Source organism: Streptomyces sp. 8L (assembly GCF_020176795.1).
GTDB lineage: Bacteria > Actinomycetota > Actinomycetes > Streptomycetales > Streptomycetaceae > Streptomyces.
On sequence record NZ_JAIUKE010000088.1, the window covers coordinates 21,304 to 34,853 of the forward strand.

The window sequence follows — 13,550 nt, forward strand, 5'->3', positions numbered from 1 at the left end:
CGGGCAAATTAATTGGGATGCCCCGTAATGGAACCCGGCGGCGATTCTGATCGTTGTACACGACGTGAGCACGACACCACCTGTTCTCGCCGCAGAGCTGGCGCAGGCGTGGGCCGACATTCAGCGGTACCACCCCGAGCTGCCGGATCTCGCCGCGCCAGAGTCCCTGATCGGAGAGTCCTCGTCCGCCTGCGGCGCGGAACTCTCCTTCGAACGGCTGCTTCACGAAGCGGTCCACGGTATCGCCGCCGCCAGAGGAGTGCGCGACACCTCACGCGCCGGCCGTTACCACAACCGCCGGTTCCTCGCCATCGCCGAGGAGATGGGCCTCGACCATCCCGACGAACCGCACGCCAGCAGCGGTTTCTCCCTGGTCGCGCTCAGTCCCGAGGCGAAGCGGCGCTACCGCCCGACCACGGAGCGGCTCCAGCGCGCCCTGAAGGCGCACACGGCCGCCACGGCCGGCGACACCAAGCGAAGTTTCCGGGGGCCGGCCGCACGGCACGGTTCCTCCGGCGGCGGCGTGCGCGTCAAGGCCGTCTGCGACTGCGGGCGCAACGTCCGGGTCGTGCCGTCGGTCCTCGCGCAGGCGCCCATCGTCTGCGGGGGCTGCGGCAAGCCGTTCCGCATCCCCGAGCAGGAGGCGCAGGAAGTGGTGGCGGCCGCGGGCTGACCGGGACGCGGCCGGTCGCGCCCGCCGGAGCGGTGCGGGGCCCGTTCGCGCGTACGGCTGTGCTTCGTACCACGTACGGCTGTGGTCCGTACGTGTGGCACAATGAATGGCTGTACTCGACAGTCGAACAGGACCCCTCTCTCCTCCGGCTGACGCGTCCATCGGGCAGATCGGGTGCCACAACCCCACGTGACATCCCGTGGTGCCCCACCACGTCAAGACCAGGAGACACCACTTCCGTGGCAGTCAAGATCAAGCTGAAGCGTCTGGGCAAGATCCGTTCGCCTCACTACCGCATCGTCGTCGCCGACTCCCGTACCCGCCGTGACGGCCGGGCCATCGAGGAGATCGGTCTGTACCACCCGATCGAGAACCCCTCGCGCATCCAGGTTGACTCGGAGCGTGCGCGCTACTGGCTCTCCGTCGGCGCTCAGCCGACCGAGCCGGTCATGGCGATCCTCAAGCTCACCGGCGACTGGCAGGCGCACAAGGGCCTGCCCGCGCCCGAGCCGCTGAAGCAGCCGGAGCCCAAGGCCGACCGCAGCGGGCTCTTCGAGGCCGCCGCCAAGGACGCGGGTGACGAGCCCAAGGGTGAGGCCATCACCCAGAAGGCGAAGAAGGCCGAGAAGAAGGCCGACGACGCCGAGCCCTCGGCCGCTGCCGAGTCGACCGAGGCCTGATCATGCTCGAGGAGGCTCTTGAGCACCTCGTGAAGGGCATCGTCGACAATCCGGAGGACGTGCGCGTCGCCGAGCGCAATCTGCGCCGCGGCCGTGTGCTCGAAGTCCGGGTCCACCCCGACGACCTCGGCAAGGTGATCGGCCGCAACGGCCGCACCGCACGCGCCCTGCGTACCGTCGTGGGCGCGATCGGCGGCCGGGGCATCCGCGTCGACCTCGTCGACGTGGACCAGGTCCGCTGAAGCAGTGGAACACCGGCACGGGCCGGGGAGGCTGAGTCCTCCCTGGCCCGTGCCGTTTCATCAGGAGAGGCACACGCAGTGCAGTTGGTAGTTGCCCGGGTCGGCCGTGCGCACGGGGTACGGGGCGAGGTCACCGTCGAGGTGAGGACGGACGAACCCGAGGCCAGGCTCGGCCCGGGTGCGGTTCTCGCCACGGACCCCGCGTCGGCGGGCCCGTTGACCATCGCCACCGGCCGGGTGCACAGCGGCCGGCTGCTGCTGCGCTTCGAGGGGGTCGCGGACCGCGGCGGTGCCGAGGCGCTGCGCAACGTCCTGCTGATCGCGGAGGTCGATCCCGAGGAACTGCCCGAGGACCCGGACGAGTTCTACGATCATCAGCTGATGGACCTGGACGTCGTCCTCGCCGACGGCACCGGGGTCGGCCGCATCACGGAGATCTCCCATCTGCCCTCGCAGGACCTGTTCATCGTGGAACGCCCTGACGGCACCGAGGTCATGGTCCCGTTCGTCGAGGAGATCGTCACCGAGATCGATCTGGAGGAGCAGCGGGCCGTCATCGACCCGCCGCCGGGCCTGATCGATCCGGTTCAGGACGACGAGACCGGCACGGACGACGAGACCGGCACCGACCACAAGGGCGACGAGACCGACGACGGCGACGGGACCGGCACGGGCGATACAGACGCGGATGCGGACACGGCCGATACGGACGCGGCGGGCACGGACCCGTCGGGCACCCGCGGCGCCGGACGTGAGGACGGGCCCCGATGAGGCTCGACGTCGTCACGATCTTCCCGGAGTACCTCGACCCGCTGCACGTCTCCCTCGTCGGCAAGGCACGCGCGAGCGGCCTGCTCTCCGTCCAGGTGCACGACCTGCGGCAGTGGGCGTACGACCGGCACAACACCGTCGACGACACCCCCTACGGCGGCGGCCCCGGCATGGTCATGAAGACGGAGCCCTGGGGCGACGCCCTCGACGACGTCCTCGCTCGGGGGTACGAGGAAGGCGCCCACGACCCCGTCCTCGTCGTGCCGACCCCGAGCGGGCGCCCGTTCACCCAGAAGCTCGCCGTCGAACTGTCCGAGCGCCCCTGGCTGATCTTCACTCCGGCCCGCTACGAGGGCATCGACGGCCGCGTCGTCGAGGAGTACGCGACCCGGATGCCCGTGCACGAGGTGTCCATCGGCGACTACGTACTGGCGGGCGGGGAGGCGGCCGTCCTGGTGATCACCGAGGCGGTCGCGCGGCTGCTGCCCGGCGTCCTCGGCAACGCCGAGTCGCACCGCGACGACTCGTTCGCCCCCGGCGCCATGGCCGACCTGCTGGAGGGCCCCGTCTTCACCAAGCCGCCCGAATGGCGCGGCAGAGGCGTACCGGACGTGCTGCTCAGCGGCCACCACGGCAAAGTCGCACGCCGCCGCAGGGACGAGGCACTCGCCAGGACCGCCAGGCACCGGCCCGATATGATCGAGCGCTGCGACCCCGCGGCCTTCGACAAGAAGGACCGCGAGACGCTCTCCATCCTCGGCTGGGCGCCGGAGCCCGGGGGGCGATTTTGGCGCAGGCCGCCCGACGTGGAAGAATGAGTCGTTGCCGTACGTCCGGCGCGCGCCCCTGCCACAGGGGGAACGACGCCCGCCCGACGCGAACGGCGCACCTCAGCCAACGTCTCACGACATTCCGCTGATGACCTGTGGCATCGGCGAGGAAGCAGAACTCCATGTCCAGCCTGCTCGACACCGTCGACTCCGCGTCCCTGCGGACCGACCTCCCCGCCTTCCGGCCGGGCGACACGGTCAACGTCCACGTCCGTGTCATCGAGGGCAACCGCTCGCGTATCCAGCAGTTCAAGGGCGTTGTCATCCGCCGCCAGGGTTCGGGCGTCCGCGAGACCTTCACGGTCCGCAAGGTGTCCTTCTCGGTCGGCGTCGAGCGGACCTTCCCGGTGCACAGCCCGATCTTCGAGAAGATCGAGCTCGTCAGCCGCGGCGACGTCCGCCGCGCGAAGCTGTACTACCTCCGTGAGCTGCGCGGCAAGGCCGCGAAGATCAAGGAGAAGCGCGACAACTGACCGCGGGGTCCACAGAAGGGCCCGATAAGCTCAGGGCCCGATGGACAGCGACGCGTACGACACGGAACGCGGCCCCTCACCCATCCCTCCGGGGGACAGGGAAGAGGGGCCGCGTTCCGTGTTCTCGGACTCCTCGGCGGGGACCGCCGGCCCCGAACCGGCCGCGAACCCGGCAGCAGGGCCCGAGGTCCCCGAGCCGTCCGAGCGCGAGAAACCCGGACGGTTCTTCACCTGGCGGGCGTTGCTCGGGCTCTGCGTCATCTGCGTCGTCTTCGCGCTGCTGGTCAGCCATTTCGTGATGCAGCCCTTCCTCGTTCCGAGCGGCTCGATGGAGCCCACCCTGAACATCGGAGACCGCGTCCTCGTCGACAAGCTGGCCTACCGCTTCGGCGCCGCGCCCCGGCGGGGCGACGTCGTGGTCTTCGACGGCACCGGCTCCTTCGTGGACGAACCGCCGCACCCGAACCCGGTTGTCTCGCTCGTACGCGGCACCGCGGCGGCCCTCGGGCTCGCCGGCCCGTCGGACACGGACTACGTCAAACGCGTCGTCGGCGTGGGGGGAGACCACGTGGTCTGCTGCACCGCGTCGGGCAGGGTCGAGGTGAACGGGCGGGCCGTGACGGAGCCGTACGTAGAGCCGGGGGACGCGCCCTCCAGCGTCCCCTTCGACATCGTGGTGCCGGACGGCACCCTCTTCGTCCTCGGTGACCACCGCAGCGACTCGGCCGACTCCCGCGACCACCTGGGCGACCCCGGCGGCGGCATGGTGCCCGTCGGCAAGGTGATCGGCAGGGCGCAGTGGATCGGCTGGCCGCTGGGCCACTGGGCGTCCGTACGGCACGGCGGCACGGCCTTCGCCCATGTGCCCCCGGCGGGAGGCGCTCATGGGTAGGCGCGGCCGGCAGCCCGGCCACACGCTCCACGACGGCCCTGACGCCGCCCCGGCGCCGCATCTGCCGGGCCGGGCGGACCGGCGCAGGCTCGCGCGCCGCGTCAAGCGCCGCAGACGCCGCTCGGCGGTCACGGAGATACCCCTCCTGATCGTCGTCGCGGTGGTGATCGCGCTCATCCTGAAGACGTTCCTCGTCCAGGCGTTCGTGATCCCCTCGGGTTCGATGGAGAACACGATCCGCGTCGGAGACCGGGTCCTCGTCGACAAGCTGACCCCCTGGTTCGGCTCCGAGCCGAGCCGGGGCGATGTCGTCGTCTTCAAGGACCCGGGCGACTGGCTGGCGGGGGAGAAGCAGGCCCCCGACACCTCGCCGGCCGCCGTCAAGCAGCTCAAGCGGGGGCTGACCTTCATCGGGCTGCTGCCGTCCGCCAATGACCGCGACCTCATCAAGAGGGTGGTCGGGGTCGGCGGTGACACCGTCAAATGTTGTGACAAGAATGGCAAAGTCACCGTCAACGGAAAAGCGCTCGACGAGCCCTATCTCTACCCGGGCAACGCTCCGTCGACGATCTCGTTCGACGTGAAAGTGCCCAAGGGCCGGCTGTTTTTCCTCGGCGACCACCGCGCTCTTTCCGCCGACTCGCGCTTCCATCTGGACGAGGAATTCCAGGGCACAGTGCCCCTTTCCGACGTCGTGGGCCGTGCCGTGGTGATCGCCTGGCCCCTCGGGCACGGGCGCAGACTCGAGGAGCCCGCTACGTTCCGGTCGGTGCCAGGGCCGGGCGAGGTTCACGCGTCCGCGACGTACGGGTCGCCTACTCTGGCCCGTCGGGACGGAAACGGATTGCCCGCACCCCCGAGCCCTGCGGAACTTCCGCTCGTTATGGGAGTGGTGGTTCTGTCCCGGCCGTGGGGCAGGCGCTCGCACGAAGTGGACTCGCGCGCAGCGGGATCACACGCAGTGAATTCGCACCCGACGAATTCACACATAGTGAAGGAGTGGATGTGGGGGATGTGGCGGTCGGCGCACGGTCCGGACACGAAGGTCCCGAGGAGGGCCGCGAGCAGCTCGCCGAGTCGCCCGAAGCCGTGACCGATGGAGTGCATGGAGTGCCTGGTGAAGTGATGGACGACGAGGGAACAACCACCCACGGGGGGCGCCGGAGGTCGCGCAGGAAGCGGCAGCCCGGCCAGCAGCGCTCGTTCTGGAAGGAGCTGCCGCTGCTGATCATCATCGCGCTCGCACTCGCGCTGGTGATCAAGACCTTCCTCGTCCAGGCGTTCTCGATTCCGTCCGACTCGATGCAGGACACCCTGCAGCGGGGCGACCGGGTCCTCGTGGACAAGCTGACCCCCTGGTTCGGCTCGGAGCCGTCGCGGGGCGAGGTCGTCGTCTTCCACGACCCGGGCGGCTGGCTCGAAGGGGAGCCGACTCCCCAGCAGAACGTGGTGCAGAAGGGCCTCAGCTTCATCGGCCTGATGCCGTCCGCGCAGGAGAAGGACCTGATCAAGCGGGTCATCGCCGTCGGCGGTGACACCGTCTCCTGCAAGAAGGGCGGGAAGGTCATGGTCAACGGCCACGCGCTGGAGGAGAAGAACTACATCTACCCCGGCAACACCCCCTGCGACGACATGCCGTTCGGACCGATCAAGGTGCCCAAGGGCCGCATCTGGGTGATGGGCGACCACCGCCAGGACTCCAGCGACTCCCGCTACCACCAGAACCTCCCCGGAAACGGCACGGTCTCCACAAAGGACGTCGTCGGGCGCGCTTTCGTCGTCGCCTGGCCCGTCAATCGCTGGCACATCCTCGGCGTGCCCGGCACCTTTGACCAGTCAGGACTCAGCGCTGCGGCGGCTTCCGCGGCCCCCGGGGCGGCCGGTCTCGCCGGTGCCGTACCGCTCGTCCTCTGGCGCCGGAAGCGGCTTACCCGGCCTCGTACCGCCGGGTAGGGTGCCTCCCGGATACCCGAGGGCCGGGATCACACTCCGAGCGGGGGCGTGCCGGGATGAGCAGGGCAGGACGGAAGAAGGACGGCCGCGGCCGGCTCGGCAGCACGCTGTCGGGGCTGGTCGTGGCCGTCGGCTGTGTTCTCTTCCTCGGCGGGTTCGCCTGGGCCGCCGTCGAGTACCAGCCGTACACCGTGCCCACCGGATCGATGACCCCCACGATCAACGCCGGTGACAAGGTCCTCGCCCAGCGCGTGTCCGGCGACGACGTCCACCGCGGCGACGTGGTCGTCTTCAAGGACGCGGAGTGGGGCGACCTGCCGCTGGTCAAGCGGGTCGTGGGGATCGGCGGCGACACCGTCGCGTGCTGCGACAAACAGGGCAGGCTCAGCGTGAACGGCACCGCCCTCGACGAGCCGTACACCGACAAGGCCCTGGACGGAGGCCGCGCCGGCGGGGCGAACTTCTCCGCCAAGGTCCCCGCGGGTGAGCTCTTCATGCTCGGCGACGAGCGGGCCACCTCGCTCGACTCGCGCGTCCACCTCCAGGACAAGGAGCAGGGCTCGGTCCCCCGCTCCGACGTACGGGGCAGGGTCGACGCCGTCGCCTGGCCGCCGGCCACCCTCATCGGCCGCCCCCGCACGTTCGCCGCGCTCCCCGGCGGGGTCTCGACCGGCGGGCCGCTGCGGCTGATGGCGGCGGCCGTGGTGGCGGGCGCCGTGCTGATCTTCCTGGGAGCCGCGCTTGGCCCGCTGCTGAACCGGCGGGGCCGCACCCGGCCCGTGCCCGCGGGCGCCTCGGAGGCCGCGGGTGTCCGCTGAGCCGCGCCGGGTCGCCCGGATGGTGCTGCTCGACCCCGACGACCGCGTCCTGCTGATGCACGGGTACGAGCCCGACGATCCCGGGACGGCCTGGTGGTTCACCCCCGGCGGCGGGCTGGAGGGCGAGGAGACGCGCGAGGAGGCCGTGCGCCGCGAACTCGCGGAGGAGACGGGAATCACAGAGATCGATCTGGGGCCCGTGCTCTGGCGCCGTATCTGCTCCTTCCCCTTCGACGGGCGGCGCTGGGACCAGGACGAGTGGTACTTCCTCGGACGCACGACGCGGACCGCGACCGCGCCGGCCGGACTCACGGAACTGGAACGGCGCAGCGTCCGCGGCCTGCGCTGGTGGACCTGCGCGGAACTGGAGTCGACGCGTGAGACGGTGTACCCGACCAGGCTCGCCGGGCTGCTGCGTACGCTGCTCGACGAGGGTCCCCCCGGTACGCCGCTGACGCTCGACACCGAAATCGCCTAGCGGCGCCCGATGCCGGAGCACAATGGGGGGACGAACGGCTGAAGGGGATGCCATGAGCGCCGAGGACCTCGAAAAGTACGAGACCGAGATGGAGCTGAAGCTCTACCGGGAGTACCGAGATGTCGTCGGGCTGTTCAAATACGTGATCGAGACCGAGCGTCGTTTCTATCTCACCAACGACTACGAGATGCAGGTGCACTCGGTTCAGGGCGAGGTCTTCTTCGAGGTCACGATGGCGGACGCCTGGGTCTGGGACATGTACAGGCCGGCCAGGTTCGTCAAGCAGGTCCGCGTCCTGACGTTCAAGGACGTGAACATCGAGGAACTGAACAAGAACGACGACCTGGAGCTTCCCGCCGGTTGAACGGGTCGTACCGGTTGAACGGGGCGTACCGGTCGTACCGGTTGAGCCGGTCGTACCGGTCGTGCCGGTCGTGCCGGTTGAAGCGGTTGAATTCACTCGGCCGAGTGGCCGACTTATCCACAACCGCATAGTTTTCCACCGTTCCGCACCAAGATCCACATGTGTCGGCCGGAACCGGCAGAGTCGGTGCCGGGAGGTGGTGCCGGACATGAACGCGACCGGGGCACTGGGGCGGTACGGAGAGGGACTGGCGGCACGGCGGCTGGCGAGGGCGGGCATGACCGTGCTCGCGCGGAACTGGCGGTGCGGCAGGACCGGCGAGATCGACATCGTGGCGATGGACGCCGATGTACTGGTGGTCTGCGAGGTCAAGACCCGCAGGGTCGGCGGCTTCCAGCATCCGATGGCGGCGATCACGCCGGAGAAGGCGGACCGGCTCAGACGGCTGGCCGCCTGCTGGATCGAGAGGTCCGCGGGTCCGCCGCCGGGCGGTGTCCGCATCGACCTGGTCGGGGTGCTGCTGCCCGGGCGTGGCGCACCCGAGGTCGAGCACGTGCGGGGGGTGGCCTGAATGGCGTTCGCCCGTACGTGTTCGGTCGCGCTGATCGGTGTCGAGGGCGTGGTGGTCGAGGTCCAGGCGGACCTGGAGCCGGGAGTGGCGGCCTTCACCCTGGTCGGACTGCCGGACAAGAGCCTGATGGAGAGCAAGGACCGGGTCAGGGCCGCGGTGGTCAACGCGGGGGTGCAGTGGCCGCAGAAGAAGCTCACGGTGAGCCTCAGCCCGGCCTTCGTCCCCAAGAGCGGCAGCGGCTTCGACCTGGCGGTGGCCGTGTCGGTGCTCGGGGCCGCCGAGCGCATCGACCCGCGCTCGATCGCCGACCTCGTGTTTATCGGCGAGCTGGGTCTGGACGGCCGGGTCAGACCGGTGCGCGGGGTGCTGCCCGCGGTGCTCGCCGCCGCGGAGGCGGGCTACCGGCAGGTGGTCGTGCCGGAACAGACGGCCGGCGAGGCGTCCCTCGTGCCGGGGGTGTCCGTCCTGGGCGTGCGCAGCCTCGCCCAGCTGATCGCGGTGCTGGCCGACGAGCCCGTCCCCGACGAGCCGCGCGAGGACCCGGGAGACGGCCCCGACGCGATGCTCGCGGGGCTCGTCGTACCGGGGGCCGGCGTCGGCACGGGGATCGTCCCGGACGCGGCCGGCGGTGAGCGGGGACCCGACCTCGCGGATGTCGCGGGCCAGACGACGGCCCGCACGGCCCTGGAGGTGGCGGCGGCGGGCGGGCACCACGTGCTGCTGTCCGGCCCGCCGGGAGCGGGCAAGACCATGCTCGCCGAGCGCCTGCCCGGCATCCTGCCGCCCCTGACGGGACAGGAGTCGCTGGAGGTCACCGCGGTGCACTCGGTCGCGGGCATCCTGCCGCCCGGCGAACCGCTCGTACGCGCCGCGCCCTACTGCGCCCCGCACCACTCGGCGACCATGCAGGCCCTCGTCGGCGGCGGGAACGGGCTGCCGAGGCCAGGAGCGGTCTCCCTCGCCCACCGCGGAGTTCTCTTTCTCGACGAGGCGCCGGAGTTCGCCGGACGGGCCCTCGACGCGCTGCGCCAGCCGCTGGAGTCCGGGCATGTGGTGGTGGCGCGCAGCGCCGGGGTGGTGCGGCTGCCGGCGCGCTTCCTCATGGTGCTCGCGGCGAACCCCTGTCCGTGCGGCAGGCACGGCGGCGGCCCCGGGCCCGGCTGCGAGTGCCCGCCCTCGGCCGTGCGCCGCTACCAGGCGAGGCTGTCCGGACCCCTGCTCGACCGGGTGGACCTGCGGGCCGGGGTGCAGCCCGTCCAGCGCGCCGACCTGCTGGGCCAGGGCGGCAGGGGCGAGAACAGCGCCGTCGTCGCCGCCCGGGTCCTGGCGGCGAGAGCGCGGGCCGCGCTCCGGTACGAAGGCACGTCCTGGCGGCTCAACAGCCAGGTGCCGGGGCACGAACTGCGTACACGCTGGCCGGTCGGGCCCGGCGCCCTCGCCGCGGCGGAGCGCGACCTGGAGCGGGGCATCCTCACCGCCCGGGGGCTCGACCGGGTCCTCAGAGTGGCCTGGACCGTCGCGGATCTCCGGGGCCGCGACCGGCCGGAGGAGGCGGAGGTCGCGCTGGCCCTCGAAATGCGCACGGGAATCCCGCGTGGCGCGCCGGCCCCGGCGGGGGCGTCGTGACGGCCGGGACGCCCTGCGCGGAGCGGCGTGCCAGGGCCGCCCTCACCCGGGCGACCGAGCCGGGCGACGAGACCTGCGGCGGCTGGCTCCGCAGGTTCGGGGCCGTGCGGCTGCTGGACCTGCTGACCGGCGACCGCGTTGACGCGGAGGCCCATCTCACCGGTGTCGGGGCCCAGAGGCTCGACGGATACCGGGCGCGGGCGTCCGCCGCCGAACCCGAACGCGACCTCGCATCGGCCGGCGCCGTCGGCGCGCGGTTCGTCTGCCCCGGCGACACGGAGTGGCCCAGTCAGCTCGGTGACCTGGGCGCCGCCGCACCCGTCGGGCTGTGGGTACGCGGCGGGCCCGACCTGCGGCTCTGGGCGCTGCGGTCGGTCGCGGTGGTCGGCGCGCGGGCCTGCACCCCCTACGGCGCCCACATGGCCGCGACGCTCGCCGGCGGGCGCGCGGGGAGGGGCTGGGTGGTGGTGTCGGGCGCCGCCTTCGGGGTGGACGCGGCGGCCCACCGGGGCGCGCTCGCGGGGAGCGGGGCGACCGCCGCGGTGCTCGGCTGCGGAGTCGACACCGTCTACCCGCGCGGTCATGCCGAGTTGATCGCACGCATCGCCGAACAAGGTCTCGTCGTCGGCGAATTAGCGCCCGGAGACCATCCGACGCGCAGCAGGTTCGTGCTGCGCAACCGAGTGATCGCGGCACTCACCCGGGGCACCGTCGTGGTCGAGGCCGCACACCGCAGCGGATCACTGTCCACGGCCCGCTGGGCGCAGCGGCTCGGCCGCTTCACGATGGGGGTCCCCGGGCCGGTCACCAGCGGCCTCTCCGCAGGGGTGCATGAACTGCTCCGCGGCGAGGGCGTGCTGGTCACGGACGCGGAAGAGGTGATCGAGCTGGTCGGGGAGATCGGCGACCTGGCCCGGGAGAAGCGGGGGCCCGTCCTGCCCAGGGACCTGCTGCGGCCGGGGTGCGCGCGCGTCCTGGAGGCACTGCCCGCACGGGGCACGGACTCCGTCGCGGAAGTGGCACGCGAGGCGGGCACCACACCCGACGACGCCCTCGCCAGGCTGGTCGAGCTTCACTCCCTCGGGTTTGTCGAACGACACAGCGACAGGTGGCGTCCCGCCGCCCCGCTCCTGGACACCGGCGGACCCTCGCGAGGCGGTGCTTGACCTGGGGCATTCGGGTGACAGGGTGAGGCGAATGACCTCCATATCCCGCTGACCGCCGTACCGGTCCCGGCCGCGTCGTCCCCCCATGCGTACGCGTACCGCGATCGGAACGTCACGCTACGCTCAAGTCCATCTCCCCACGTCACAGCAGAACGGCTCAAGGCACCGCATGCCCCAGCACACCTCCGGGCCCGACCGCACCGCGGCCCGGTCGGCACCCCCCACGGCCCGGAGCGCCGACCGGCCGCCCGCGCCCTCGTCGCTCGACGAGCTGTGGCGGTCCTACAAGGCGACGGGCGACGGACGGCTGCGCGAGCAGCTGATCCTGCACTACTCGCCGCTGGTGAAGTACGTCGCGGGCCGGGTCAGCGTCGGTCTTCCGCCCAACGTGGAGCAGGCGGACTTCGTCTCCTCCGGTGTGTTCGGGCTGATCGACGCCATCGAGAAGTTCGACATCACGCGGGCCATCAAGTTCGAGACGTACGCGATCACCCGCATCCGCGGCGCGATGATCGACGAACTGCGCGCACTGGACTGGATTCCCCGCTCCGTGCGGCAGAAGGCCCGCGCCGCCGAGCGCGCCTACGCGACCCTGGAGGCGCAGCTGCGGCGGACCCCCTCGGAAGGGGAGGTCGCCGAGGAGATGGGCATCGGCGTCGATGAACTGCACGCGGTCTTCAGCCAGTTGTCCCTCGCCAATGTCGTCGCCCTGGAGGAGCTGCTGCATGTCGGCGCCGAGGGCGACCGGCTCAGCCTCATGGACACCCTGGAGGACACCGCCGCCGACGATCCCGTCGAGGTGGCGGAGGACCGCGAGCAGCGCAGGCTGCTCGCCCGCGCCATCAACACCCTGCCCGACCGGGAGAAGACCGTCGTCACGCTCTACTACTACGAGGGCCTCACACTCGCGGAGATCGGCAACGTGCTCGGCGTCACGGAGAGCAGAGTCAGCCAGATCCACACGAAGTCGGTCCTCCAGCTGCGGGCCAAATTGGCGGATTTGTAGAGTGGTCCTGTGCCCAGGATTCGAGCGGCCTCCGTGGCCGAGCACCGGACCATGCAGCGCGACGCCCTGCTCGACGCCGCGCGCACCCTGCTGTCGGAAGGCGGCACCGAGGCGCTGACCTTCCCCGCTCTCGCCGAGCGCACGGGCCTCGCCCGGTCGTCCGTCTACGAGTACTTCCGCTCCCGCGCCGCCGTCGTCGAGGAGCTGTGCGCCGTCGACTTCCCGGTCTGGGCGGCGGAGGTGTCCGCAGCCATGGCCGCCGCCACCACCCCGGAGGCCAGGATCGAGGCGTACGTCCGCACCCAGCTCGCGCTGGTCGGCGACCGGCGTCACCGCGCCGTCGTGGCCATCTCCGCGAGCGAGCTGGACGACGGGGCCCGCGAGAAGATCCGCGCGTCCCACGGCGGGCTCGTCGCCATGGTCGTCGCGGCGCTCGGCGACCTCGGCCACCGCAGCCCCCGGCTCGCCGCCATGCTGCTCCAGGGCGTCGTGGACGCGGCCGTGCGCCGCATCGAACTCGGGGCGGCCGAGGAGCCGGACGAGATCGCGGAGGCCGCCGTCTCCATGGCGCTCGGGGGCGTCGGCGGCCGGATCTGACCCCGGACGCGCGGCGGGCCCCAGACGCTCCCCAAGCCTCTCGGGGCCGTCGGGCCCGCGGGGCCCCACAGCGGCAGCAGCCGCGACGGCGCCCCGCGCAGCAGCTCGGGCGGCAGCAGCGACAGCGGGTCGAGGTAGACGCTCCCGCGCAGAAGTCCCCAGTGCAGGCAGCCCGCCGGGCAGTGGAAGGGCCCCGCGGCGAGCCGTGCCACCGGCTGCCCTGCCCGCACCGCGTCCCCCTTCGCCACCAGCGGTAGTACTGGTTCGTAGGTGATCCGCAGCGCCGGCGTGCCCGTACCCGCGAGGGCGATCCCCCGCCCCCCGCGCCCCGCGCCCCCCCCCCCCCCCCCCACCCCGCTGGCACCCGCCGCGCGCACCGTGGCGCCGGGGGAGGCGGCGAGGTCCACGCC

16 protein-coding genes and 1 pseudogene are annotated in these 13,550 nt (G+C 71.8%); all 17 read left to right on the forward strand.

All coding sequences use genetic code 11. The features are described 5' to 3' along the window. Positions 1–64: 64 nt before the first annotated feature. The 17 genes and pseudogenes from LCE31_RS09310 to LCE31_RS09390 all read left to right on the forward strand — a co-directional run bounded on the left by LCE31_RS09310 (position 65) and on the right by LCE31_RS09390 (position 13,140). A complete protein-coding gene (locus tag LCE31_RS09310; protein ID WP_225013603.1) occupies positions 65–673 on the forward strand; it encodes a hypothetical protein in 609 nt (202 codons plus the stop codon). A 239-nt stretch (positions 674–912) separates the two neighbouring features. Further along, positions 913–1,353 carry a 30S ribosomal protein S16 gene (gene rpsP / locus LCE31_RS09315; protein ID WP_225013604.1) on the forward strand — a complete coding sequence of 147 codons (441 nt, stop codon included), beginning with the start codon at positions 913–915 and terminating at the stop codon, positions 1,351–1,353. A gap of 2 nt (positions 1,354–1,355) precedes the next feature. Further along, positions 1,356–1,595 carry an RNA-binding protein gene (locus LCE31_RS09320; protein WP_225013605.1) on the forward strand — a complete coding sequence of 80 codons (240 nt, stop codon included), beginning with the start codon at positions 1,356–1,358 and terminating at the stop codon, positions 1,593–1,595. A 78-nt stretch (positions 1,596–1,673) separates the two neighbouring features. Further along, positions 1,674–2,366: a ribosome maturation factor RimM gene (rimM, locus tag LCE31_RS09325; RefSeq protein ID WP_225013607.1), complete on the forward strand. Its 693-nt coding sequence runs from the start codon at positions 1,674–1,676 to the stop codon at positions 2,364–2,366. After that, positions 2,363–3,184 carry a tRNA (guanosine(37)-N1)-methyltransferase TrmD gene (trmD, locus tag LCE31_RS09330; RefSeq protein WP_225013608.1) on the forward strand — a complete coding sequence of 274 codons (822 nt, stop codon included), beginning with the start codon at positions 2,363–2,365 and terminating at the stop codon, positions 3,182–3,184. Before rimM ends, trmD begins: the two co-directional genes overlap by 4 nt. A 134-nt stretch (positions 3,185–3,318) precedes the next feature. Next, positions 3,319–3,669, forward strand: a complete 351-nt coding sequence (gene rplS, locus LCE31_RS09335; protein ID WP_225013609.1) for a 50S ribosomal protein L19 — start codon at positions 3,319–3,321, stop codon at positions 3,667–3,669. Positions 3,670–3,709: 40 nt separating this feature from the next. Continuing rightward, positions 3,710–4,561: a signal peptidase I gene (gene lepB, locus LCE31_RS09340; protein WP_225013611.1), complete on the forward strand. Its 852-nt coding sequence runs from the start codon at positions 3,710–3,712 to the stop codon at positions 4,559–4,561. Continuing rightward, positions 4,554–5,682 (forward strand): annotated as a pseudogene (gene lepB, locus LCE31_RS09345) (signal peptidase I). The gene lepB (LCE31_RS09340) and the pseudogene lepB (LCE31_RS09345) overlap by 8 nt, the downstream one beginning before the upstream one ends. After that, positions 5,576–6,514 carry a signal peptidase I gene (lepB, locus tag LCE31_RS09350; protein WP_225013612.1) on the forward strand — a complete coding sequence of 313 codons (939 nt, stop codon included), beginning with the start codon at positions 5,576–5,578 and terminating at the stop codon, positions 6,512–6,514. The pseudogene lepB (LCE31_RS09345) and the gene lepB (LCE31_RS09350) overlap by 107 nt, the downstream one beginning before the upstream one ends. Positions 6,515–6,570: 56 nt before the next feature. Beyond that, positions 6,571–7,332 (forward strand): signal peptidase I, encoded by a 762-nt coding sequence (lepB, locus tag LCE31_RS09355; protein WP_225013614.1) that lies wholly within the window; start codon positions 6,571–6,573, stop codon positions 7,330–7,332. Beyond that, positions 7,322–7,810, forward strand: coding sequence for an NUDIX hydrolase (locus tag LCE31_RS09360; protein ID WP_225013615.1), 489 nt, complete (start codon positions 7,322–7,324; stop codon positions 7,808–7,810). The genes lepB (LCE31_RS09355) and LCE31_RS09360 overlap by 11 nt, the downstream gene beginning before the upstream one ends. Before the next feature lie 52 nt (positions 7,811–7,862). Beyond that, positions 7,863–8,174, forward strand: coding sequence for a DUF2469 domain-containing protein (locus LCE31_RS09365; protein WP_225013617.1), 312 nt, complete (start codon positions 7,863–7,865; stop codon positions 8,172–8,174). Between the two features lie 208 nt (positions 8,175–8,382). After that, positions 8,383–8,745, forward strand: coding sequence for a YraN family protein (locus LCE31_RS09370; protein WP_225013618.1), 363 nt, complete (start codon positions 8,383–8,385; stop codon positions 8,743–8,745). Beyond that, on the forward strand, positions 8,746–10,371 hold the full coding sequence (locus tag LCE31_RS09375) for a YifB family Mg chelatase-like AAA ATPase (RefSeq protein ID WP_225013620.1): 1,626 nt from the start codon (positions 8,746–8,748) through the stop codon (positions 10,369–10,371). After that, positions 10,368–11,537: a DNA-processing protein DprA gene (gene dprA, locus LCE31_RS09380; RefSeq protein ID WP_225013622.1), complete on the forward strand. Its 1,170-nt coding sequence runs from the start codon at positions 10,368–10,370 to the stop codon at positions 11,535–11,537. The genes LCE31_RS09375 and dprA overlap by 4 nt, the downstream gene beginning before the upstream one ends. A gap of 169 nt (positions 11,538–11,706) precedes the next feature. Next, positions 11,707–12,543, forward strand: a complete 837-nt coding sequence (whiG, locus tag LCE31_RS09385) for an RNA polymerase sigma factor WhiG (RefSeq protein ID WP_225013623.1) — start codon at positions 11,707–11,709, stop codon at positions 12,541–12,543. Positions 12,544–12,576: 33 nt separating this feature from the next. After that, positions 12,577–13,140, forward strand: coding sequence for a TetR/AcrR family transcriptional regulator (locus LCE31_RS09390; RefSeq protein ID WP_225013626.1), 564 nt, complete (start codon positions 12,577–12,579; stop codon positions 13,138–13,140). The last annotated feature ends 410 nt before the right edge of the window (positions 13,141–13,550 follow it).

Bases quoted from the DNA above. Each gene is read 5' to 3' on its own strand.
- lepB (WP_225013614.1), top strand. From the start codon at position 6,571: ATGAGCAGGGCAGGACGGAAGAAGGACGGCCGCGGCCGGCTCGGCAGC.
- LCE31_RS09320 (WP_225013605.1), top strand. From the start codon at position 1,356: ATGCTCGAGGAGGCTCTTGAGCACCTCGTGAAGGGCATCGTCGACAAT.
- LCE31_RS09370 (WP_225013618.1), top strand. From the start codon at position 8,383: ATGAACGCGACCGGGGCACTGGGGCGGTACGGAGAGGGACTGGCGGCA.
- LCE31_RS09365 (WP_225013617.1), top strand. From the start codon at position 7,863: ATGAGCGCCGAGGACCTCGAAAAGTACGAGACCGAGATGGAGCTGAAG.
- whiG (WP_225013623.1), top strand. From the start codon at position 11,707: ATGCCCCAGCACACCTCCGGGCCCGACCGCACCGCGGCCCGGTCGGCA.
- LCE31_RS09375 (WP_225013620.1), top strand. From the start codon at position 8,746: ATGGCGTTCGCCCGTACGTGTTCGGTCGCGCTGATCGGTGTCGAGGGC.
- trmD (WP_225013608.1), top strand. From the start codon at position 2,363: ATGAGGCTCGACGTCGTCACGATCTTCCCGGAGTACCTCGACCCGCTG.
- rplS (WP_225013609.1), top strand. From the start codon at position 3,319: ATGTCCAGCCTGCTCGACACCGTCGACTCCGCGTCCCTGCGGACCGAC.
- lepB (WP_225013611.1), top strand. From the start codon at position 3,710: ATGGACAGCGACGCGTACGACACGGAACGCGGCCCCTCACCCATCCCT.